25 protein-coding genes are annotated in these 23,472 nt (G+C 40.3%); 7 read left to right on the plus strand and 18 right to left on the minus strand.

The window, feature by feature from the left end; all coding sequences use genetic code 11:
- The first annotated feature begins 60 nt into the window (after positions 1-60).
- Positions 61-201: a hypothetical protein gene (locus tag F3G91_RS10295; RefSeq protein ID WP_188116819.1), complete on the plus strand. Its 141-nt coding sequence runs from the start codon at positions 61-63 to the stop codon at positions 199-201.
- A 240-nt stretch (positions 202-441) separates the two neighbouring features.
- On the opposite strand, the gene F3G91_RS08220 is transcribed toward F3G91_RS10295, so the two are convergent.
- From F3G91_RS08220 to dnaG, 12 genes are all read right to left on the minus strand, one after another.
- Positions 442-1,641 carry an ATP-binding protein gene (locus F3G91_RS08220; protein WP_149701246.1) on the minus strand — a complete coding sequence of 400 codons (1,200 nt, stop codon included), beginning with the start codon at positions 1,639-1,641 and terminating at the stop codon, positions 442-444.
- A 137-nt stretch (positions 1,642-1,778) separates the two neighbouring features.
- Positions 1,779-2,147, minus strand: coding sequence for a tyrosine-type recombinase/integrase (locus F3G91_RS08225; RefSeq protein ID WP_317454221.1), 369 nt, complete (start codon positions 2,145-2,147; stop codon positions 1,779-1,781).
- Between the two features lie 97 nt (positions 2,148-2,244).
- Entirely contained in the window at positions 2,245-3,009 is a 765-nt protein-coding gene (locus tag F3G91_RS08230; RefSeq protein WP_149701247.1) for a DUF996 domain-containing protein, read from the minus strand.
- Positions 3,010-3,598: 589 nt separating this feature from the next.
- Positions 3,599-3,748, minus strand: a complete 150-nt coding sequence (locus F3G91_RS08235; protein ID WP_223227852.1) for a hypothetical protein — start codon at positions 3,746-3,748, stop codon at positions 3,599-3,601.
- Positions 3,749-3,850: 102 nt separating this feature from the next.
- A complete protein-coding gene (locus F3G91_RS08240) occupies positions 3,851-5,425 on the minus strand; it encodes an Ig-like domain-containing protein (RefSeq protein ID WP_149701248.1) in 1,575 nt (524 codons plus the stop codon).
- 190 nt (positions 5,426-5,615) lie between these two features.
- Positions 5,616-6,605 carry an argininosuccinate synthase domain-containing protein gene (locus F3G91_RS08245; protein WP_149701249.1) on the minus strand — a complete coding sequence of 330 codons (990 nt, stop codon included), beginning with the start codon at positions 6,603-6,605 and terminating at the stop codon, positions 5,616-5,618.
- 59 nt (positions 6,606-6,664) lie between these two features.
- Positions 6,665-7,888 (minus strand): peptidase T, encoded by a 1,224-nt coding sequence (pepT, locus tag F3G91_RS08250; RefSeq protein ID WP_149701250.1) that lies wholly within the window; start codon positions 7,886-7,888, stop codon positions 6,665-6,667.
- Between the two features lie 9 nt (positions 7,889-7,897).
- Positions 7,898-9,208: a C4-dicarboxylate transporter DcuC gene (dcuC, locus tag F3G91_RS08255; RefSeq protein ID WP_149701251.1), complete on the minus strand. Its 1,311-nt coding sequence runs from the start codon at positions 9,206-9,208 to the stop codon at positions 7,898-7,900.
- Positions 9,209-9,222: 14 nt separating this feature from the next.
- Positions 9,223-9,921, minus strand: coding sequence for a dipeptidase PepE (gene pepE, locus F3G91_RS08260; RefSeq protein ID WP_149701252.1), 699 nt, complete (start codon positions 9,919-9,921; stop codon positions 9,223-9,225).
- The gene (locus F3G91_RS08265; protein WP_149701253.1) at positions 9,918-11,237 is read right to left on the minus strand and encodes an amidohydrolase; all 1,320 of its coding nucleotides are present in this window, start codon (positions 11,235-11,237) and stop codon (positions 9,918-9,920) included. The genes pepE and F3G91_RS08265 overlap by 4 nt, the downstream gene beginning before the upstream one ends.
- Positions 11,238-11,239: 2 nt before the next feature.
- Positions 11,240-12,478, minus strand: a complete 1,239-nt coding sequence (locus tag F3G91_RS08270; RefSeq protein ID WP_149701254.1) for a M20 family metallo-hydrolase — start codon at positions 12,476-12,478, stop codon at positions 11,240-11,242.
- Between the two features lie 98 nt (positions 12,479-12,576).
- Entirely contained in the window at positions 12,577-14,289 is a 1,713-nt protein-coding gene (dnaG, locus tag F3G91_RS08275) for a DNA primase (protein WP_188116826.1), read from the minus strand.
- Between the two features lie 61 nt (positions 14,290-14,350).
- On the opposite strand from dnaG, the gene F3G91_RS08280 reads away from it, so the two are divergent.
- The 6 genes from F3G91_RS08280 to F3G91_RS08310 all read left to right on the plus strand — a co-directional run bounded on the left by F3G91_RS08280 (position 14,351) and on the right by F3G91_RS08310 (position 19,690).
- The gene (locus F3G91_RS08280; protein WP_107936624.1) at positions 14,351-15,376 is read left to right on the plus strand and encodes a tetratricopeptide repeat protein; all 1,026 of its coding nucleotides are present in this window, start codon (positions 14,351-14,353) and stop codon (positions 15,374-15,376) included.
- Complete coding sequence (gene rnhA, locus F3G91_RS08285) at positions 15,354-15,788, plus strand: ribonuclease HI (protein WP_087583474.1); 435 nt, start codon at positions 15,354-15,356, stop codon at positions 15,786-15,788. The genes F3G91_RS08280 and rnhA overlap by 23 nt, the downstream gene beginning before the upstream one ends.
- A complete protein-coding gene (rnc, locus tag F3G91_RS08290) occupies positions 15,785-16,456 on the plus strand; it encodes a ribonuclease III (RefSeq protein WP_107936622.1) in 672 nt (223 codons plus the stop codon). Before rnhA ends, rnc begins: the two co-directional genes overlap by 4 nt.
- Positions 16,457-16,464: 8 nt before the next feature.
- Positions 16,465-17,532, plus strand: coding sequence for a chorismate synthase (gene aroC / locus F3G91_RS08295; protein WP_149701256.1), 1,068 nt, complete (start codon positions 16,465-16,467; stop codon positions 17,530-17,532).
- Between the two features lie 564 nt (positions 17,533-18,096).
- Positions 18,097-19,365, plus strand: coding sequence for a Y-family DNA polymerase (locus tag F3G91_RS08305; RefSeq protein ID WP_149701257.1), 1,269 nt, complete (start codon positions 18,097-18,099; stop codon positions 19,363-19,365).
- Entirely contained in the window at positions 19,358-19,690 is a 333-nt protein-coding gene (locus tag F3G91_RS08310; protein WP_149701258.1) for a YolD-like family protein, read from the plus strand. Before F3G91_RS08305 ends, F3G91_RS08310 begins: the two co-directional genes overlap by 8 nt.
- Here F3G91_RS08310 and F3G91_RS08315 read toward each other — a convergent pair.
- From F3G91_RS08315 to F3G91_RS08340, 6 genes are all read right to left on the minus strand, one after another.
- Positions 19,683-20,129, minus strand: a complete 447-nt coding sequence (locus tag F3G91_RS08315; protein WP_107965478.1) for a pyrimidine dimer DNA glycosylase/endonuclease V — start codon at positions 20,127-20,129, stop codon at positions 19,683-19,685. The two genes, F3G91_RS08310 and F3G91_RS08315, sit on opposite strands and share 8 nt — an antisense overlap.
- 218 nt (positions 20,130-20,347) lie before the next feature.
- Positions 20,348-20,590 carry a helix-hairpin-helix domain-containing protein gene (locus F3G91_RS08320; RefSeq protein ID WP_149701259.1) on the minus strand — a complete coding sequence of 81 codons (243 nt, stop codon included), beginning with the start codon at positions 20,588-20,590 and terminating at the stop codon, positions 20,348-20,350.
- A 200-nt stretch (positions 20,591-20,790) separates the two neighbouring features.
- On the minus strand, positions 20,791-21,471 hold the full coding sequence (gene pyrF / locus F3G91_RS08325; RefSeq protein ID WP_149701260.1) for an orotidine-5'-phosphate decarboxylase: 681 nt from the start codon (positions 21,469-21,471) through the stop codon (positions 20,791-20,793).
- Entirely contained in the window at positions 21,468-21,863 is a 396-nt protein-coding gene (gene nusB, locus F3G91_RS08330; protein ID WP_004317696.1) for a transcription antitermination factor NusB, read from the minus strand. The genes pyrF and nusB overlap by 4 nt, the downstream gene beginning before the upstream one ends.
- Before the next feature lies 1 nt (position 21,864).
- On the minus strand, positions 21,865-22,335 hold the full coding sequence (ribH, locus tag F3G91_RS08335; RefSeq protein ID WP_004317743.1) for a 6,7-dimethyl-8-ribityllumazine synthase: 471 nt from the start codon (positions 22,333-22,335) through the stop codon (positions 21,865-21,867).
- Between the two features lie 17 nt (positions 22,336-22,352).
- On the minus strand, positions 22,353-23,471 hold the full coding sequence (locus F3G91_RS08340) for a cation diffusion facilitator family transporter (RefSeq protein ID WP_149701261.1): 1,119 nt from the start codon (positions 23,469-23,471) through the stop codon (positions 22,353-22,355).
- Position 23,472: the final 1 nt, after the last annotated feature.

The following is a 23,472-nucleotide window of genomic DNA, read 5'->3' on the forward strand; positions in this document are numbered from 1 at the left end:
GACACATGCTGTCGTTTTTGGGCTTTATAATTGCTGTACTTCTATAAAATAAGGATAAAAATGAAAACAAAAACAAGAGATACAGTTATAGTAGCGTCTATCAAAGGAAGCATCAGCCTGCATATAAGAGTCGTGAGATCTAAAAAGACCTATACAAGAAAACAAAAGCACCCAAAGGATATTAGAAGATCAACATATTAGATTTATATAAATGCAAATCATTCCAAAGCTATTGCACAAAATTTACATCTAGCCTATATCCAGCAGCACTAGCATAGGCATTTAAAGTAGAGCCAGTTTTTTCTTCGTTAAATCATTTTTTCAAATCTTTTGAAATTTTAGACACTATTTCCGATTTTGTGTTGTATATTCTAAAAAAATATTATCCCACCGCCCTTTGGCAACTCTTGTTCTATTTGGTTTCTTACTCATGCATAAATCCTAATACAAAAACCCCAATAGCCATAATGGTATCTTATTGCCGACACCGACTTCAATATCATCTGCTGCTATAAATGAATTTGGCATATCTTTTATCTGCTCAAAGCTCTTTTTTGCTCCGCCTATTTCAAAGGTGAATTTATCATCCACTATAAAGTCACCATTTTTGCCAGAGTAAATTTCAGTGATATTTCCAAGCTGATTGGCAAAAAATGTCTCTCTCACATTTCCTATATCAGGGCTATTTATATACATTAAATTTGTATTTTCAAGGTAAATTTTATCTGCCTTATCCATATTTTTTATAGCAAGCTCGTTTTTCATTAAAAGCCTTATAAGCCCAGCACTATCAAGCATAGCAAGATACTCTTTTAGGGTTCTATCGTCTCTTATATCAACAAGCGATTTTAGGCTTGAGTAGTTTGGCTGGTATGGGACGTTTGTGCTTATAGCATGAGTTAAAATCTTTAGTTTTCTTGCCGTATTGCCGTTTAAATTTGGATATATGCTTAAAAGATCGCTATCTATCGTAGCTTCTATGCTTTGCCTTAGAGTCTGATAAAAGACAGTATCATTTGGCATACCATTGTAGTATGGGTAGTAACCCACCTTTAGATACTCTCTAAAAAGCTTAATGACGGCTAGCTCTTTTTGTTTTAAGGCGTTAATGATGTCAATAGCTATCTCCTGATGATTTGTAAGTAAATTTGTAAGCTCAATAGCTTCTAAATTTATACCATACCTTAGCCCTAGATACTCCCTAAAACTCATTCCATTCATCTTATATACGATCGCTCTTCTACTTAGATCATGAGAGCTTTTTAACACTTCAAGAGCAGACGAGCCAGTAGCTACTATGTTTAGCTCTTTAAAATTATCATAGGCAAATTTTAATACGGCCGATATATCTTTACTTTTATGAATTTCATCCAGATATAGATGTTTTCCGCCATTTAATACAAACTCTCTTATAATCGAGGTTATGTCATTTGATATCTCTATGTCATCTAGGCTTAGGTAAAGACTATCTTTGTTTTTACTAGCTAGCTGAGCTAGTGTAGTTGTTTTACCTATTCCTCTTTGTCCCAGGATAACGATAAGTCTATGAGATAAGTCCTTGGAGTCTATAAAGTATCTTTTAAATTTATGGTTGTTTAACCTTATAAGGTCATTGCTCTTTAAAAAAAGTTGATCTAGCATATTATCCCTTTACTATGTAATACAATACAATTATATCATAAAAAGATATGGGATATACTACAAATATAGTTGATCTTAAAAAGCATAAAAACTCTCTCTATTGTAAATGGCTATATACATTTACAATTAAAAAGCACTCACTCTTCCCCTCCTTGATAAAAATTTACCTCTTCAACTAGATCCTTTAGAATTTTTGGAGTTACTGGTTCGCCATAAGTATTCATGGTGATCTTGTATTGTTGTTCATGCCCTACCAGAGCAGCTATATGCTCAACTCTTTGGCCACTTTGAATGAGCTTGTTTATGAAAGTGTGTCTAAATGAGTGAAACGTCCTTGTTTTATCACCATCTTTTATAACTTTAGTATTGATATTCTTTCTAAAATATTCAGAGAAGTCTTTATTATCACAATTAAATAGTCTAACTGCTTTGCCACATTTCCTAGCTTGCTTCTTTTTATTCTCTATAAATTCAAATAGCCCAATGCTATTTAGCTTAGAATGAATATATCCTTAATGCTAGTTTCATTAATTAAATACAAGTTTTGTGTTGTATAAAGAAAGAAAATCGGAGCAGAAAATTCCCTCCGATTTATGATTAAATTTAAGCTGCTTTAACCTCTTGTAGTCTATACCATGCGACGATTTGTAAAACAAATGCCACAATCAACAAGATGTAACCAATGATTATAAATAAAGTAATGGTTCCAACAACCGAACCTATAAAATAGTATAGGAAAAATTTATCGCCAGATATGTTTGAAAGCTCGTTATAGACTTGAAATTCTTTGAAAAATGCATAAATCATACCTACAACGCCCACTAAACCTAAAATGACGCCAAAAATAGCACCTGTCCCACCAGCATTCGCATAGCCAGAACCCATACCAGCAAAGCCTAATGCCCCAGTTATCACGCCGATCGAGATCAGGATAGTTGATGCTACCGCAACAACTAGATATAAGATATAGTTTTTCTTTAGCGTAGGACTGCCAACTTTATCTGATAGCTTAAATATAGCAAACAACATACATAAAAATCCGGCGATAAAAAAGATAAATCCGATGAATGGGATAATGCCCAAAATAGGTAAAGCAGAGCCTGCTAATCCCAGCGTTCTAATGGTAGATAAATCATTGCTTTTGATATCAAAATTTATGTTATCTAAATTTAGATTCATAGATTTTGTTTTTGTAAGATAAATTTGTTTTGCAGTTTGTCCATCCGCGATAAAATCAACCTCATCGCCTTGTTTTAAAACTATGGCAGCTCCGTCTTTTGCCACAGACGCTACGTCTTCTTGTATATAAGTAAAACGCTGATCATCAGCATTTAATATTATGCCAGGAGCTAATACAGTCCCTTTCATGTTTATTCCTTTAAGATTAAGATAAAAAAGGCTTATTATAAATTTGTTAAACAAAACCTTGGCTTAAGTTTATAAGGTATAAAAGATAATTTTATAGAAACTAAATAATGTGGGGGGGGATTATGTATATCTCTAAGCAGTGACTACTTTATAGCATTAGCTTCTCTTTTTAGTATAACTGGCGACAAAAGAACTTATATAATAGGTCAATCTCTAATTAAATTTTTGAAAAGCAATTAATTTAATTGCGAGAATCTCAAGCTAAAGAGTGGATTATATTTTTAGGTATTGACTCTTTCTCCTTCTTTCCTCTCCCCAACCATCTCTATAACACTACCATCATAGATCTAAATAAAACAGCAATATAGATACTACTAGAGCTAACTGATCGCAATTGTGATAAAGTAGCTATAAAGTATCTTAAATAGGCAAAGAAAGAGATCATGTTATTTATGATAAAAAATTTAATAGGAAATAGTTTTTTAAATTTTTTGGATTTGCGACGTAGTTGTAAATTTGAATAGTAAATATTTTAAATTTTTTATCTAGCTTTTGCCACTCCTTTAAAGCACTTGACAAGAACTCTAACTCATAGCTCATCTAAACTTACTTTTACTGGTTTTTCACCACTTGCTAGAGCAATATCTACTGCTTTACTTAGATGATACTCTTCTATTATCTCTGTCATCTTTTCATAGACAGCACTAGGCACTAGATATGCGCTAGGGACATTTTGCACCGCGTTATCCTACTTGAAATTTGTATAAATCTAAATTTGTGTCAAATAATAATTTTTTAAATAATAAGAAATAGCGAAGAGCAAAACTCTTCGCATAATTGATTATAGGTGATCTTCGGGTGCAGTTGTTGGCATGAAAAATGTAGTTGGAGTAAGATCAAGCGTCTCACCTGATGGGTTGGTAGCTTTTGCCTCAACTGTGTGGTAGTCAAGCATAGAGTCTTTATAATCAACTTTTGCCTCTACGCTCCATTTGCCATTCTCATCAGCTCTTGTTGTTAAAATATCTTGTATCTCAACTGGAGTTCTCGTTTCTGTATTAAAATCATAACCATGATGCTTAACAACTAATGTTATCTCAGCATTTGCTTCTGCTGTGCCCTCAAATGTTGGCTTTCTATCCCCATCAACAGGTCTATAAACAGGACTATAATCGCCTTGCACTTCTGTTAGATCACTAAAATCATCATCATATATGCGCTCTATTGAGAATGCACCATTTTTTGGCGTATAGTTTTTAGGCAAATTTGTAAAACTTGAATTACCAGCAGGATCAAATACCTGTGTTGTGAAAGAGTATTCGCCAGGTACAAAGTGCTCTGGGAAACCATCACCCATTGTAGATTTATCTACTGTGAAATTACCATTATCATCGGCTGTTACCTTGCCTTCAAAAACTGTATTAGCTCCATTATCATCTATCTTGCCTATTTTTACATTTATTTCAGAATTTGGCTCAGTCTTACCACTCATTGATGGCTCAGGATCACTATCGCTCATAGAAATTACATTTTTTCTTATAATGTTATGTGGCAAATCTGTCCACTCTATTGTTGGCTTAGTTGCATCAATAGTAACCTCAGCTCCTTTGCTGCTAAGGCTTCTCTCGCCATCTACAACAGCCACAGTTGTGATAGTATGCTTTCCATCAGGAAGGTCATTTTGCACCACATACTCCCAAGTGCCATCATCATAGGCTCTTGTTTCATCTATCTTATTGCCATTGTCATAGATTTCAACTATTGATCCAGCTTCTGCTGTTCCTTTGATAAATGGTCTATTATCATTTGATAGATCACCTATTACATCAGCATTCCACTTACCACCATAAGTACCATCTATTATCGATGTAATAGTTGGAGTTGGAACATTGCTAGTTGGATATATCGCGTCAATAGCAGCTGCAAGGTTGTCAAGTGTAACTGCACCACCTACACCTGTTTGAACTGGGGCATTTGCGCTTGCTTGAGATGAGAGGTTGTTAAAATTCGCATTTATATTTGAGTAGTGGCCACCCTGTGCAAAGCTAGCAGCACCAAGACTTACTCCGTCACCTCCAGCGTTTCCACCAGCTTGGTTTCCACCAGCTGCAGTCTCTTCTAAACCAGCTAAACCTTCACCACTTAAGATTGATTTTTGAAGTGAAGTTATGTCTGCTGTTGTTTGAGAATTTTCACCTACACTTTGGTCTAAATTTATTGAGTCTTTACCTATTAGGCTTATCTCTTTTCCATCTGCTTTTGCTATTACTACTTTTGCGTCAGTTGATTCAGTGACTATCTTTTCTCCTTGATATACTATGTCACCTACTTTTAATTCTCTGCTTTCGCCTGTTAGGCTTACGGCTTTTACGCTTCCTTGCGTTACATTTTTTACTACGCCTATTTCCTTTGACATGCATCTCCCTTTTTAAATTTTTTCCTAAATTTAGCGGTTTTATTAAAATCAAACCATTGTACTTTGGTACAGTTGTGACATATTTATGACTGGGAATTTTGTAAATTTAGATTTTGTGGGGGCTTGAAATAGTTATAAAATTTTAGATATTGCAAAGAAATTTAGATCAAATTCCTTTGCAAATTTAAATTTACTTCACAAAAAACTCTTGTGCTAGCTTTTTATCTTCAGGCCTAATAATAAATTTCTCATTAGCGATGCTAACTTCAAATTCATCATCTTGGCTAGCTTTTGTATAAGCTAGTGCGAGCCTTGCAGCAAGCTCTTTGTCAGCTTTGCTAGCGTTTTTACTTATAAAACTAACAGCTCCGACGATATCATCTCGCTCATCAAATTTGATCTTAGTAAATTTATCATTTGGGTGCGCCAAAAGTGCGTTATTGTCGTTTTCATCACGTCCTATTATCATTTTTGCGCCATCTACCAAGCGCAGATGCCTACCAAGTTTTAGCCAAGTAACATCGATATCTCGCATCTCTTTATCAAATTTCAAGTAGTCTTTTATCTTTACAGCAAAGCTCTCAATCGTTAGCAAACAGCCACCTCCAGGCGTTGCAAAGTCCTCAAAGCCAAATTTCTTTGCCAAAGCAAGCTGCGGCTTTCTATCGCGCCCGCTTATGTCAAGCAGCTTCTCTCGATCGACCCAGCCCTCGCGCTCTGGCTTAGTTGGTGGCAAGAGTTTAGCGCACATCGGACGAAGCACTAGATCATCCTCGTCATCAGCTAGGCGTTTAACCTGAAAAAGTGCATCTCTGCGCTGGCTCATCGGCCTTTGTCCTACGACTTCGCCTGTGATTATAAAATTTGCATTTTCGCTTTTTAGCATATTAAGAGCGGTTTTAAACATATATCCGTGGCAGTCGATGCATGGGTTAAACTGCTTGCCGTAGCCGTATTTTGGGTTAAAAAGCACGTCGCGAAGATACTCGTTTCTCATATCAACCACTTTTAGGCTAGCCCCAGCCAAGGCTGCACGGCGCCTTAAAACTTCGTGCTTCTCCTCATCCACGCCAAATCCAGTATCCATATAAAGCGCGACCACTTCGATATTTTGATCGCTTATTATTTTCATAGAGAGCATGCTATCAAGCCCTCCGCTAAACAAAGCTAAAGCCTTCATTTTTGTCCTGAAAGTAAAATTTAAAGCCTAAATTTACTAAATCTAGGCTTTTATGAAGTTTATTTAGCAGCGTTAATTACGATTTTTTTAATGACTTCGCTTGCGGCTTTTAGGCTGCTAACTGGCAAGTACTCGAAGACGGAGTGAAAGTTGTTTCCGCCTGTGAATAAATTTAGCGTTGGCACGCCCTTTGCAGAGATCGCAGCACCGTCGTATCCGCCACGCATCGGCTTTATGTTTGGCGTGATATTTAGCTCGCTAAAGGCATCTTTTGCCAGTTTTATAGGCAGTGAGTTTTCATCTTTTAAGAACTTAAAGACATTTTCATATCGTGTTTTTAGCGTGATCTCGCAACGATCCCCATAAATTTTATTAAAAGAGCTTGCCATCTCACTTAAAAACTCAAGCCTTTTTTGAAATTTCACCTCGTCAAATTCTCTTATGTCGATCTTGAGCGTCGTTTTCGCGCTGTTTCCACTAAGCTCTTTTACCCAGAAATAGCCCTCTTTGCCCTCGGTGCACTCTGGCACTTCGCCACCTGGCAAAAGCGAGATAAATTTATGCGCAAGAAGTAGCGAATTTACAAGCTTGCCCTTTGCATTCATCGGGTGAGCTGAAACGCCTTTAAAGACCACCGTGCAGTCAGCTGCGTTCCAGTTTTCGTATATTAGCTCGCCTATCTCACAGCAGTCTAAGCAGTAGCCAAAGTCAGCCCCAAGCAAATTTACATCAAGCGCCTTTGCACCAAGCAAGCCCTGCTCCTCATCAGGCACAAAGCAGATCACGATCTTGCCGTGCTTTACATCAGTATTTTGCATGAAAAAGCTAGCCATATTTACGATACTAGCGATCGCCGCCTTATCATCAGCACCAAGCAAGCTAGTGCCGTCAGTCACGACTATGTCGTCGCCAACGTATTTTTTAAGCTCTGGATTGTCGCTAAATTTAAGATAGATGCCCTGCTCTTCGTTTAGGCAGATGTCGCCGCCTGTGTATTTTACTATCTTAGCTTTTGTGTCGTTTTTTTGCTCGCTGCTTGTATCTAAGTGCGCAAAAAAGGCGATACTTGGAGCATTTTCGCAGTTTGCAGGGATCTTTGCTATCAAGATGGCATTATCTTGCAAGATGATATCTTTTATACCAAGCGAGCTAAGCTCATCTTTTAGAAATTTGGCTAGCTCATACTCGGTTGGATTAGAAGGCATAATGCCTTTTAATCCATTCTCTTTATTTGTCGTGGTGTTAAATTTCGTATAGTTTATAAATCTCTCTACGATATCCATCTTTCATCCTTAGATGACGAAAAATGCGATCGCCACAACAGAGAGAAACATACCCAAAAATGTCCTTTTTGCAAGCTCGACTGGGCTAACCATAGCAATACCTGCACAAACGATAGCAGCTCCAGCGATCGGAGAAGCTGAACGTCCAAGTGAGCCAGCGATTGCCGCAGCCATACCAAGCTTATCTTGCTCAAAGCCAAGAGCAGCAGCGTTTGTTGTAACAGCTTCGTTAAATGCAAATGTAGCAGCGTCGCCTGAGCCTGTAACTATACCCATGATAAATGGCACAAATGTTCCGCCAAATTTAACGTAGCTTTGATCAGTTTTTAGCCACGCGATGACCACATCAACAGCTCCACACGCCTTTAGACCTGCGACAAAGACGCCAGCTGCGATGATGATACCGATAACATCAGCGTAAGCGTGACCCATGCCGTTAAAGAACTCTTTTGTGATCTTTTGTGGGTTTGTAAGCGTAGCAAAGATAGCTATGATAGCACCAAGTATCATCGCCTCAGCAACGCCCATCTTTGTCCATGCCAAAAAGCTGTAGTCTTTTGCTAGGCTTGTTCCGCCGATGACTAAGATAACAAGTGGGACAAGTGGCATAAGAGCGTAGATCAAATTTACTTTAAACGCTGACTTCTCTTCGCTTGAGGCGCCATTTTCAAGAGTGAAATTTGTACCTTTTTGATAGTCTTTAAATAATATTGCGACAATAGTTAGCATGACAACTACGATAACAAGAGCTGTAAATGCGCTAGGAATTTGCACTTTTATGATGTCTTGAACTGTATATCCCTCAACTGTCTTTTTAACAAGGTCAGCCACATATATGTTGTGCGCAGAGCCTGGGCTTAGGACCGAGCCAAATGTGCCTGCAAAAACAGCCGCACCAGCCATCGCAGGGCGAACGCCTGATGCCATAAGAAGTGGTATAAGCGTCGCACCAACAGCAGCAGAGCAGCCAGCAGCTGAAGGGATGGCGATATTTATAAAGTAAGTTAGCACGGTTGTTACAGGGATCAAGATAAATCCCACGTTTTTAAGTGGCTTTGTAAGAAGCGCAACAAGGTGTTTATCGCACATTGTGTATTTCATAACGAAAGCAAAACCCATACTTGCACAAATAGCCTTTATAAGCCCTGCTTTAGTCATATAGTCAGTAAAAGCACTTAGTGCTCCCATCGGTTTTAGTGCGATTATACAAAGCACCAAACCAACACCTATTAGCACCGTTCTTGTCTCTTTTTTTAAGACTAGAAGTGCTACAACTGCAACGATGCCAAGAATGGCAGCAATTAGCTTGAATGATTCCATACCTCTCTCCTTGTTTAGATTTTAAATTTAGTTCCAACTTCTATTTTTTCTATCTCTTTTTGATACTCAAATTTTAAAATTTCGCTGTGTCCTATGACCTCAGCTTCGCTACCAGCTATAAGCAAAGCCGTGCCCTCAGGCAAAGCATAGATAGTCTCTTTTGGATTTGCTATCAAAAACTCCTCCAACCTCTCCTCCCTGCTCTCGCCGTTATGACCTGCTAGTTTGCCACTTATAAAGTGCGGGTTGATCTGATATGGGAAGATATTTAGGCTATCAAAGGACTTTGGCATGATGATAGGCATATCATTTGTCGTCATCATCGTCTTGCCAGCGATGTTTGCGCCAGCTGACCAGCCAAAGTATTTTGCTCCGTTTGCCACAGCCTCTTTTATAGGCTCAATTAAATTTAGTTTATAAAGCGTGTAAAGAAGCATAAAGGTATTACCACCGCCAACTGCGATACTGCTGGCGTTTTTGATAGCTGAAATTTTATCCTCGTAGTGGTGGATAGATTTTATATTTTTATTTTTTAGGCGGTCTATGACCTTTTGCTCGTATTCGTCATTACTTCGTCTAACTCCAGCGTAAGGGATAAATAAAATCTCCTCCTTGCCACTCTCGCCCAAAAAGTCCTTAACCCAGTTTTTGCAGTGTCTCAAGTAGCCAGTATCTTGGTAGCTTGAAGCGCTGATTAGTAAAGCATTTTTCATTTTTTAGCTCCGTTTAGTTTGTAAGCAGCCCTTAGATAGATATCAACCCCAGCGACCAAGCACTCCTCGTCAAAGTCAAATTTGCTGTTGTGATGGCCTGCTTTTAAATTTGTACCGATCATCATATATCCGCTCTTTGCGCCCCTATCTTGCAAAGCTCTCATAAAGTGGGCGAAGTCCTCGCAAGCGCCAAAGTCAAGCTCTTTAACGATCTTATCGTCATCTATAAATGGACTTTGCTTTGCTGCTTCATAGAAAATTTCAGTCACCTCTTTGTCGCTATTTGCCCCGCTTGTGCCCCCAGTCATCACGACCTTGCTCTCAACGCCGTAAATTTCACTCACGCCTTTTACGATATCCATACATTTTTTATACATAAACTCATTTAAATTTGTATCCTCGCCCCTTGTTTCGCAGGCTAGATAGCCGTTTGGTGCGATGACGTTTCTGCCCTCACCTGCTCTTAAAACGCCCACATTTATCCTAGTCACGCCCTTTGCGTGCCTTGTGATGCCATGCATATTTAGAGCCATTTGAGCAGCGGCTAAAAGGGCATTTGCTCCCTCTTGCGGCGCTCCTGCTGCGTGAGCTGAACGACCAGTGATATGCACGTCAAATTTAGATGTTGCAAGCAGTTTGTTTGTGCCACAAACTATGCCCCCATTTGTTTCTGCTTGAAAGCCGATGTGTCCGCCAAGTAGATACTCGATGCCCTCAAGCACCCCAGCAGCCTCCATAGCCACGGCACCTCTTGTGCCCTCTTCTGCTGTTTGAAATATAAATTTAAATTTGCCGTTAAACTCGTCTAAATTTTTAGCGATCAGCTTTGCAAGTGCTAGACCCATCGCCATGTGTCCATCGTGCCCACAAGCGTGCGTGATACCAGCGATATCTGAGCCAAAACCCTCTTTACAAGGTCTATGAGCAGCCTCTGCGCTCTCTGTCACATCAACGCTATCAATGTCAAATCTAAAAGCGCTAAATTTACCAGGCCTTTTTGTGTCGATGAAGGCTGTTAGCCCAGTTAGGCCATCTTTCATGCATTCAAGGTATTTTGCCTCGTCAGGATTTAAAAGACTTTTTGCTCGCTCGATCGCTTTTTGGCACTGCTCTTTGCTGCCAACTCCAAGTCTTGCATCGCTTTTTACGACCTCTTCGCCAAGCTTCACCTCATAGCCTAGCTCGCTAAGTCTTTTTGCCAAAACCGCAGTCGTAAAAAAGGTAAACCAGCCAGTTTCTGGGTGCGAGTGAAAGTATCTGCGATCTTTGATCATATCCTCTTTTAAAGATAGTGCTAATTTTGCTATTTTATCCATGACTACTCCTCGTTTGAAAGTCTAATTAGTGCGTTTGTTAAAATTTTTGTTGCAAAAACGGCGTCATCAAAATTTATCGCCTCTTTGACGTTGTGGCTGATACCATCCACGCAAGGGATAAAGAGCATGCCAACGCTACTTGCAAGCTTTGTTAAATTCATCGCATCATGCCCAGCCCCACTTGGCAAAGTAAGCGTTTTTATGCCAAGCTTTTTGGCTTCATCTTCAAGTAAATTTATGGCGTGCTCGCTTAGTTTTACTGGCTCGTCGCTACTTAGCTCTCTTATCTCGTAGCTAAATTTAAGCTCACGGCTTAGTTCGCCAACAAAATTTCTAAGCTCTAAATTTAGCTCCTCTAAGCTCGCCTTGTCGATATCTCTTAGATCAACGCCAAGCCTCGCCTCGCCTGGCACGACGTTTAAAACGCCTGGTTTTGCATGCGCGTAGCCAACGGTCGCGACGGCTGTTTTTTTGTTTTTAGCAAATTTATTTGCGGCGATTATGATGTGTGAAGCAGCAAGCAGGGCGTCACTGCGCATATTCATAGGAGTTGCACCGCTGTGATCAGCCTTGCCATGTATTGTGATCTCAAATCTAATTGGAGCTGCGATCCCGCTTACCACGCCAACGCTTATACCGCTTCGCTCAAGCACTGGGCCTTGCTCGATGTGAAGCTCAAGATAGGCGTGTAGGGAGTTTTCTTTTAGTATGGCTTCATCTAAATTTTGTGGTTTAAATCCAGCCGCACTCATCGCCTCAAAAAGCGAGATGCCATCTTCATCTTTTAGCTCATGAAGCCTTTGCTGGCTTAGTTTGCCGCTTATTATCTTGCTGCCGATAGTGGCTGTCTTAAAGCGGCTTGACTCCTCACAGCTAAAATTTATGAGCCAAAGTGGGCGCTTTAGCTTGATGCCAGCCTCTTTTATCGCAGTTAGCGCCTCAAGACCAGCCATAACGCCAAGTGTGCCGTCATAAAAGCCGCCATTTGGCACGCTGTCTATGTGAGAACCCACGCAAACTGGCTTCGCGTCTGCCTCGCAGCCATCATTATAGATGGCGTAGATGTTGCCGACATTGTCAATTTTAAGTTTAAAGCCATTTTTTTCTATCAAATTTATAAGAAATTTTCTTGCTTCAAGGTCCTCTTTGCTAAAGGCTAGCCTTGTTAGCCCACCGCCTTTTAGCGCTCCAAACTCGCTTATAGCGTTAAAATTTCTCTCAAATCTTTTAGCGTCTATCATCATAAATCCTTAAAATATAAAGCCAATCTTAAAAAGATTTATTACTTTAAGCATTTTACATTTTGTTTTATGATTTGAAGCTGAAAAAGTGTGATTTTTTAAATTTTATAAAGCTGAGTCTTGAGATCTTTGATGATAAATAGCAGTTTTTCTAAAATTTCTATCTTATTTGGGTTGTCAGAGCCTTTTAAAATTTGCTGTTCGTTCTCGTAAAAGGCGATTTGCATATTTAAAATAGCCTTTTGCAAAGTGGTTGCATCGGTGATCTCATGGATCTTTTCGTCCATTAAAATTTCTCTAACCATCTGCTCATCGCTCACGTCGTATCTATAAAGGATGGCGTTTAGATACTCAGGATGCTTTATGAAGTATCTAGCCCCAAGCTTTGAGAGTATCTCATCTCTGTAGTTTGGGTTGTTTAGCATGGTTTTAAAAAGTGCAAACTCAAGCGGGTCTTTGTTCATCACAGCTGGCACCTCATCTACCATGACAGAGTTGCTAAATTCATCTTTATCTTTTTTTCTAAATTCTCTTTTAAATTTATATTCATTTTTTGGCTTCTGCTTTAGTCCAAACCTATCTGCCACGCTTTGTGGAGTGAGGTTAAATCTTGCCGCTACCTCTGTCACATACGAGCTTGCTATCTCTTCTCCAAGCTCGTCCATATAGGCTTTTATCTCGCTAAGGCAGTTATCTCTTTGCATTGAACGCGTGATGTCATACTTTTGCATGATCTTTTCTATATAAAACTTCACCGCGTCCTCGCCAGAGCCAAAGAGCTCATTAAGCTCCTTTATCTTACCTGCAAAGACCATATCAGCAGGATCTGCGCCGTTACTTATGATGACTACTTTTGTATCTATCTTATTTATGCTTAGCAGGTGAGCTGACTTTATGGCTGCATTTATGCCAGCGCCATCGCCGTCAAAGCAAAGCACCACGCTTATCTCGCCTCTTTTTAAAAGTGGCAAGTGGCTTGTAGTAAGTGCTGTGCCAAGCACGGCAACAGCATTTGTAAAGCCAGCGTAGTGAAGCATGATGACGTCTAAATAGCCCTCAGTTATTATTATCTGATTTTTCTCAAATATACTTTGTCTAGCTAGGTGGTAGCCATAGAGTAGCTTTGACTTATCAAATACCGCACTTTGAGGAGAATTTACATATTTTGCAGGGTGATCTGAGATCGTTCTGCCACCAAAGCCAACTAGCCTTGTGGTGTGCGAGTAGATAGGAAATGTTATGCGCTCGATGAAACTAGCGTAAATTCCCTTTTCATTTTGCTTTACGATGCCAACTTCAAGCGCCTCTTTAGGCTCTATGTTTTCATTTTGCAAAAGCCTAATGGTGCTTTTACTATCCCCAGCCCAGCCAAGCTCAAATTTCTCTATCATCGCATCATTTATGCCGCGCGACTTGATATATCTAATGGCCGCTTCGTTTTTGTAAAACTCACTTCTATAAAAGGCATTTACCTTTTCTAAAATGTGCTTATTTTCTTTTTGCGTTGGCACCTTGTCGTTTGTGTATTCAAGGCTGAAATTTGAAATTTGAGCGATCTTTTCTATCGCCTCTGGGTAGGTGAGCTTTTCATAATCCATCACAAATTTAACCGCATCTCCGCCAGCTTTGCAGGCAAAACAGTGATACATCTGTTTGTTTTGATTTATGCTCATGCTTGGGTTTTTGTCGTCGTGAAACGGACAGACACACTTGTAGCTTGAGCCCATCTTTTTAACTGGGATATACTGCTCGATGATATTAACAATGTCTATTTGGTTTTTTAATTTTTCAATGGATTTTGGATCTATCATAAGCAAAATTATACAACTGCTTTGTTATAATTAAAGTAAAATTTTATTACAAAGTATAAGCGTGGATATTTTTTTCATTGGACACAGAGATCCGATATTTAGCCTTATTATTCTATTTAGTATCATCTTGATGATCGCTGCTTTAAGCTACGCTTGGGGCATATTTTCAAGTAAAGATGAGAAAAAACGCATCGAGAAATTTATCAAGAAATTTGACAGCAAAGATGGCATAAGCGACGAGCACAAGCAGATGCTAAAAAGTCCAGAAGTAGATATACCAAGCCTTAGCATGCTAGGTCAAACATTTGCCAAAAATGGCGACTTTGAAAAATCAATCGGCGTCTATCTAATCGCACTTGAAAAGGTAAAAGATAAAAACGAGAAGGAATTTATCCTAAACGAGCTTGGAGAGGTCTATTTCAAGGCTGGATTTTTAAAAAAAGCTAGCGAAGTCTTTGAAAAAGCGCTTGAGCTAAGCCCTAGAAACGTCCTCGCACTGCGCTTTTTAACGATGATAGATGAGAAGCTTAAAAACTATAAAGAAGCCCTTTATGCGCTAAATTCGCTTGAAGAGCTAGGGACAAATGTAAAAGATCAAAAGGCCTATATAAAGGCGATCAGCACGCTTGATGATAGAAATTTAAGCTTTAGTGAAAAGGTGGAAATTCTCTCACACCTTAGCCAAAATTTTGAGCTTTTAAAGCGCATGATCTTAGCCCTTTTCATAAGACACAATGAAAATTTAGAAAATTTAAAAGATTTTGCCAAATTTGAAGATGTGCTTGATCTACTTTACAACCTAAAAACACCTATAAATTTAAGCGATCCAAAATATAAATCCCTCTTTTATGCAAAGGGCGATATAGAAGGTCCATGCGAAATTTACGGCTTTGAGCTAAATGTCATAAAAAGGCTAAAGGACGCTAAATTTGACGCGGCAGGGCTAAGCTTTAACTACGTTTGCAAAAACTGCAAAAACTCATTTCCTATGCACTTTTACCGCTGTCCAGTCTGTCACGAGCTAGGAAGTGTCAAAATTTTATCCCACATCACAGAAAAAGCAAGTGAAGATAGTAACACTTTTTAGTGACGGCTCATGCCTTGGAAACCCTGGAGCTGGCGGCTGGGCTTATATATTGAGATTTAACGAAGCGCAGAAAAAAGCAAGTGGCGGCGAGGCATATACGACAAACAACCAAATGGAGCTAAAAGCTGCGATAATGGGGCTAAAAGCACTAAAAGAGCCATGTGAAGTTAGGCTAATAACCGATAGCTCATACGTGGTAAATAGCATAAATGAGTGGCTTGCAAACTGGCAAAAGAGAAATTTTAAAAATGTAAAAAATGTCGAGCTTTGGCAGGAGTATTTAGAAATTTCAAAGCCACATAAAGTCGTGGCTAGCTGGGTTAAAGGGCACGCTGGACATCCTGAAAACGAGGAGTGTGACCAGATGGCAAGAGACGAGGCATTAAAAATAAAAGATGAGAATAAGATATGAAAAATTTAGAAGAATTTGAACGTAATCTTGGCTATAAATTTAAAAAATCTGAGCTTTTAGAAGAGGCGCTAACGCATAAGAGCACCAAGCAGGCGTTAAATAACGAGAGGCTTGAGTTTTTGGGCGATGCGGTGATGGATCTGCTCGTGGCTGAGTATCTTTTTAAGAAATTTAGCAAGATCGCAGAGGGCGACATGAGCAAACTTCGTGCCGCACTTGTAAATGAAAAAAGCTTTGCAAATATGTCTAGGCGGCTAAAAATGGGCGAGTTTTTAAGGCTTAGCCAAGCTGAAGAAAATAACGGCGGTAGAGAGAAAGATAGCATTTTAAGCGACGCATTTGAGGCGGTGATGGGTGCAATATACCTTGAGGCTGGACTTGATAAAGTTAGAGAAATTTCTATCACACTGCTTGAGCTTTGCTACCCAAAGATCGACTTTGCGCACCTTGAAAAAGACTACAAAACCGCCCTTCAAGAGGTCACTCAAGCAAACCTTGGCGTCATACCAACGTACGAGCTTATAAGCTCTTTTGGCCCTGATCACAAGAAAGAATTTGAGATAGCTCTACTGCTAAATGGCAAGGAAATTTCACGTGCCGTTGGCAACTCCAAAAAGCAAGCCCAACAGCTCGCAGCAAAGATAGCGCTAGAAAAAATCAAAAAATAGGATAAATTTTGAACACATTTGGCAAAAAACTAACCTTAACTAGCTTTGGCGAGAGCCATGGGGTGGCGATTGGTGGCGTGATAGACGGCATACCTGCTGGGTTAAAGATCGATGCAGACTTCATCCAAAGCGAGCTTGACAAACGTCGTCCTGGACAAAGTAGCTTCACAACGGCAAGAGATGAGGCTGATAAGATAGAAATTTTTAGCGGCGTCTTTGATGGCATGAGTACTGGGGCGCCGATAGGTTTTGCCATTTTTAACAACAACCAAAAGTCAAATGACTATGAAAATTTACGTGAGATTTTCCGCCCTGGGCATGCTGATCTAACATATTTTAAAAAATATGGCATTAGAGATCATAGAGGTGGTGGGCGTGCAAGTGCCAGAGAGACAGCTGTAAGGGTCGCTGGTGGGGCATTTGCGCAGCTACTTTTAAATGAATTTAAGATAGAAGTTTTAAGTGGCGTGCTTGGCATCGGCAAGGCTGTTAGCGACAAGATTGATTTTGATTTTGCCAAAAATTCGCAAATTTATGCCCTTGGCAACGAAGAGGCGATGAAAGAGGCGGTAAATAAAGCTAGAAGCGAGCACGATAGCGTTGGAGCTGTGGTTTTAAGCGTGGCTAAAGGCGTGCCAGCTGGTCTTGGCGAGCCACTTTATGATAGGCTTGATAGTGCTTTGGCGGCAGCTTTAATGGGCATAAACGGAGTAAAGGCCGTAGAGATCGGCGCTGGCGTAAATGTAAGCTCTATGCTTGGCTCAGCAAACAACGACGAGATGGACGAGCTTGGCTTTTTAAGCAACAACGCTGGTGGCATACTTGGGGGTATAAGCAGTGGTGCTGAGATCGTGCTAAAGAGCCATTTTAAGCCAACGCCTTCAATATTTAAAGAGCAAAAGACGCTAAATTTAAAGGGCGAGGCGGTGGATTTTGAGCTAAGAGGCAGGCATGATCCTTGCATAGGCATACGTGGCAGCGTCGTAGCAACTGCGATGATAAGGCTGGTGCTTGCTGATATGCTCCTACTAAATGCAAGCACAAAGCTTGAAAATTTAAAGAAAATTTACAGCTAATTTTGATTTGCCCCCAACGGGGGTTAAATTTATATAAATTCTATAGAAATTGCAAAATTTTTGGTTTAGAAAACGCGATGATCGGTTTGATCTCGCCTTTAAATTTTTCTAAATTTGCTAAAACTCTGTGTCCGCAGTTGTTTTAAGCGGTGCTAGTGTGCCTTTGTCGCTAGTTAGGACTTGACGCAGCCATGCTTGCAAAGGCTCTTTTGCTTAGACTTCAGGATCATGCCATGCGCCTTCGCAGATGGCGATGACGTGCTCTTGGATGATGAGCAACAAGCGCGCCAACTAAATTTCACCTTGTCATTAACTCTCATCACGTCGCCAGTTGCGATGTCTTTTTCTTGGCGTCATTTACGTTTATAAGCATTGGCTCGCGCGCATATTTTAGCGTAGTTTCTGATTATTGAGTTATTTAGCTGTGAGTGGAGGCAGTATCTTTAGCGCATGGTTTTTGCACTCAAATTTAGCTTTTTTCTAAAAGATTTTTATTAAAATTTTAAGCCATTTCAAACAAAATTTACAAACTAACTTTTACCAAATTTCATCTATAATCCTCTCATGAAAAATGAAAATCCAAAGAGCAAAATTTACGCCGTTATCGACCTAAAGTCCTTTTACGCCTCGGTTGAGTGCGTAGAGCGCGGGCTTGATCCATTTAAGGCCGATCTGGTCGTGGCTGACGCTAGTCGTGGCAGTGGCGGCATCTGCTTAGCTGTTAGCCCTGCGCTTCGTGCAAAAGGGGTGAAAAACCGCTGCAGGCTCTTTGAGATACCAAGGGATATCAAATTTATCATCGCGCCACCTAGGATGCAGTTTTACATCGACTACGCCGCAAGGATCTATGAAATTTATCTAAAATATGTCTCCAAAGAGGACATCTACGTCTATTCGATCGATGAGTGCTTCATAGACCTCACTTCTTACTTGAAATTTTACGCTCTTGGTGCAAAAGAGATGGCAAAGATGATGATGGATGAGATCTTAAAAACGACTGGAGTGACGGCTACTTGTGGCATGGGGACAAATTTATACCTCGCAAAGATCGCGCTTGATATATTAGCAAAGCACCAAGATGACGGCATCGCCTATCTTGACGAAGAGCTTTACAAAAAGCAGCTTTGGACGCACCAGCCACTAAGTGACTTTTGGCGTATAGGTAAGCAAACTAGGCTAAAGCTCGAAAAATGCGGCATCTTTTGCATGAAAGATATCGCAAATGCACCAAAAAGCCTGCTTGAAAAAATTTTTGGCGTCGATGCCTATATCACGATAGATCACGCAAACGGCATAGAGCCAACGACGATAGCTGAGATAAAGGCCTATAAACCAAGCACGAAGTCCTACTTTAGCTCGGAAATTTTACCAAGAGATTATGAGCGCTGCGAGGCGGTGATCGTGCTAAAAGAGATGGCTGACAGGCTCGCTCTTAGGCTCATAAACAAAGATGTGAGGGCGAGTGGGCTAACGATAAATGTGAGATTTGCCGATAAGCTTGAGCCACAACAACGTGCAAGCGTGAGATTTAAAACTCCCACAAATATCTCAAGCGTGCTGATGAGTGCGGCTGAGGAGCTACTTTTAAACAAGATAAAAAATGTCGGGCTAATCAGGCAAATAGGCATATCTGCAAACGATGTAGTGAAAGAAAATTTGGTTGAGTTTAGCCTATTTGAAGATGACGCCAAAGAAAAAGCGGTGTTAAAGTCGCTAAATTTGATAAAAGAGAAATTTGGTAAAAACTCGATCCTGCGCGCGATCGACCTGCTGCCAGAGGCGACTGGGCAAGATAGAAACAAAAAGATCGGAGGGCACAAGAGCGGTGAGTAAAGATAGGGCGAAAATTTTTAGCTCGTTTAATCCTCTTTCTACCTTAGAGCGAGCCTTGCGCCAAAAAGAGCGAGAAAAATGCGAAAAGCTCGAGCTTGATGAGAGCAAGATCGATGAAATTTTAAAAAAGATAAGCGAGATAAAAATAGCTGACGAAGTGCGTGTAAGCTACCACGACGGCTTTACTTACGTAAGATCTGGCGGACTAGTCTCAGATGTAAATTTCAAAGATAAAACCCTCATGGTCGTAAAAACTAAGATCAAATTTGAGGATATAAATAGGATAGAGATCGTTAAAAAAATTTGTAGTATAAAAACTAAATGAGCGTTTTTACCTTCTCCCAAAGCTCAATGTCGCCGTCTATCTCCGTAAAAATAGTCGAAATTTCTATATTTTTTACATTTAAATTTTCTTTGTATTTTTTTAAATCTCTTAGTTTTAGTTTTTCTTGCAAGAAGCTAAATTCATACTCGATTTGACCTCTAGTAACGGCGATCTTGGATAAATTTTCTGCGTCAAATTTTCCAACTTTTGCAACATCAAATTTATATCCACGAGCGCAAGCCTCTTTATAAACTTCCAAAAGATAGGCATTTATAGCATCTATAGAGTTTTGATGAGTGTAAAATCTAATTAATTGTGGGTGGTTTTTATAGCCTTTTGTCAGCCCCTCTAAAACATTTTTAGCCAGCAAAGCCTCTCTCCACAGAGCCACAAGACCCTTTGCATCAAGATATTTAAAATTTATCGTCCAGAGTCTCATTTTTACCTTATTTATATAATTAAAAATATTAGTTACCCTTTGCTATCTATGGTTTTTGTTTTACTAAGTCAAAAAGTCAACTAAAAAGTTCTGATAATAATAGTTTGTGATTTTATGCATAAAGGCTTTAAAATAACGTTAAAACCGTGGCTCAATGCTTGTAAAAGTTGATAAAAGTTTGTGCTGTTTATAAATAGTGGCTACCAAATTTTAAAAATTTAATCCTTCCAAAGCCACCATTTTAGCTTGGCTTTGTCTGGGTGCGGAGTGTTTGCGTAATAACAAATCATGCGGTAAACATATAGAATGCACCTATCACTGCCGCGCCCGAGAGCCTTTGTGCGTTCAAACATCTCCTCAGGGTCCGCGCCCTTTAGCGAAGCAATATCCTCGTAGTCCAGTGCCAGCAAATCGGCCTCGGTTGCCTCGCCGACATATGGGATTTTTTTAAAATCGCTCAAATTTACCTCAAATTTCTTTTAAATTCCGTCAAGCTCGCCGTAATTAAATTTTATTCGTGCACTACAAAGCTTGCTAAATTTTATCTTGCTACTGCGCTAAGTCGTTATCCAAGCTTCTTGCGAGGTGGTTTAATTAAAATTTCTTACACGAAAAACCATGTTTAAAATGATTTTAGACCAAATTTATGCAAGTTATGGCGCTAAATTTGCTCCAAAATGCGTTCGCAAATTTCTCTTGGATTTGCGTTTTCATAAATCGGCCTGCCAACGACGATAAAGTCGCTGTCCTCTTGCTTTGCGCTAACCAAATTTGCAACCCTCTTTTGATCGCCAGCGTTCTCTCCAAAAGGCCTAACTCCAGGGCAAAGCGTGATGAAATTTTGATTTGTCACGTCTTTTATGAGCTTGCTTTCAAAGACCGAGCAGACCATGCCGTCAAGCCCCGCTTCAAAGCTCATCTGGCTAAATTTCCTAACCGAGCGAGAAATAGTATCGTTATAAACCGCTTCAAATTCGCTTTCGTTAAAGCTAGTAAGTGCTGATACAGCAAGCACCAAAGGGCGATTTTGCAGCGCATTAAGACGCTCCATGACGGTCTTCATCGCTCTCTCGCCAGCACTTGCATGCACGTTTATCATATCTACGCCTATCTTTGAGACGACCTCAGCGGCGTCTGCCATGGTGTTTGGGATATCATAAAGCTTTAGATCAAGAAAGATTTTAAAATCCCCTGCCCCTTTTAGCTCCTCTATAAATTTAGCTCCGTCTCTAATATAGCTTCTAAGCCCCACTTTAAGCCAAAGGTCAAGCCCTTTTAGCTCACGAACGAGGGCTAAATTTTCATCCTTGCTCGCCATATCAAGAGCGACGCAGAGCCTCATAGGTCGCCCTTTATCTTATCTAGCACACCGTTTATAAATTTTGGCGCCTGATCGCTTCCAAGCTCCTTTGCAAGCTCGATCGCCTCGTTTATGATGACGGCTTTATCAGTCTGGCTAAATTTCATCTCATAAAGCCCAAGTCTAAGGATAGCAAGCTCAGTTGCGCCAACCTTGCTAAAGTCGCCGTCTTTTAGGTGCGGTTTTAAAATTTCATCTAGTTTTTCTTTGTTTGCAAGCACCTCTTTAAAGGTCTGCTGCGCCTCATTTTTGCGCTCATTTCTTATCTTTTTCTCTTCTAAAAATTCCTCTTCAAACTCCGCAGTTACGGGATTTATCTCGTTTGAGTAAAGTAGCGAAACTATGGCTTGTCTCACTTGATGACGTGTGGCCATTTTACTCTCCTAGCTTTTTGTATAAATTTAGCATCTCTATAACGCCCGTCATCGCTTCAAAGCCCTTGTTTCCAGCCTTGCTGCCAGCTCTCTCGATCGCTTGCTCGATGTTATCTACCGTTAGCACGCCAAATGTGACTGGTTTTGCGTATTTTAGCGTCACGTTTGCGATGCCTTTGGTGGTCTCAGCGCTTACGTAGTCAAAATGCGGCGTTGAGCCTCTTATCACCGCTCCCACACAGCAAACCGCATCAAATTTACCGCTTGCAAGCACCTTTTCAAGCGCCATAGGTATCTCAAATGCGCCAGGGACTAGCACTAAAGTTAAATTTTTCTCGTCGCCGCCGTGGCGTAAAAATGCGTCTTTTGCGCCCTCCACCAAGCGGTCTGTGATGATGTGATTAAACCTTGCGTTTATGATCGCTATCTTTTCGTTGCCTTTTAGGGCTAAATTTCCCTCGATTATTTTCATATTTGCTCCTTAAATTTCTATCCATTGTAGTCCGTGTCACGTGTGATGATGACCTTGTAGCTAGGATAGGCGCTGCTTACTTGCGATAAAATTTCGCGGTAGAGTGCCGAGCTATCTGGTGCGTTAAAGTCTATGACGATATCAAACGTGATCGTATTTGTCTCTTTGTTTATGTAAAATCCATGCATTTGCTTGATAAATTTATGCCCAAAAACTATCTTTTCGACATTTAGCCTTGTTGCGTTGTTCTCTTTATCAAATGCATAGATGCCAATGGTATCTAAAACAATGTTAAATTTCGCAAAAATTTCATTTTGTATGCGCCTAGTAAGCGCGTCTATCTGCGCAGCGTTCATGTCGTGCGCCACCTCTATATGCACGCTGCCTAGCTTCTTGTCTGGTCCGTAGTCGTTAAATATAAGGTCATACGCCCCAAGCACGCCGTCAAACGAGCCTATGCACTCATAAATTTGCGAACTATCGCTGTTAGGCATCCTTGCGCCTAAAATTTTATCTATCGCGTCACGTAAAATTTCAAGTGCCGCCTTGATAAGAAGTAGCGATATCGCCACGCCGAGATATGCCTCAAGGCTAACGCCAAAAAACACAAATACTAAAGCCGCCAAAAGCGTGCTAAGCGAGATTAGAGCGTCAAATTTCGCATCCACTCCGCTTGCTATGAGCGAGTCAGAATTTACCCTTTGTCCGACCCTTTGCGTGTAAAGCCCAAGCGCAAATTTGACCACTACCAAAATGGCGATCAAAACAAGCGAGATAGTGTCGTAGCTTGGGGTGCTTGGTGAGATGATCTTTTTAGCCGACTCGACTACAGAGGTGCCGCCTGTGTAAAGTATGATCACGCCTATAACGATAGCTGTTAGATACTCCACCCTGCCGTAGCCAAATGGGTGCTCTTTATCTGGGCTTTTCCCAGCTATTTTTATGCCGACAATGGTAATGACCGATGAGAGCGCGTCGCTTAGGTTATTTACCGCGTCTAAGATGATAGCGATCGAACCGCTAGCAAAGCCCACTACAGCCTTTATAGCCGCTAAAATGGCATTTGTCACTATACCTATAATACCTGTTTTTATAATGGTCTTATCTCGCGACGTGACCTGCTCTACTACTTCCAAA

It is taken from the genome of Campylobacter concisus, assembly GCF_902460715.1.
Lineage (GTDB): Bacteria > Campylobacterota > Campylobacteria > Campylobacterales > Campylobacteraceae > Campylobacter_A > Campylobacter_A concisus_AK.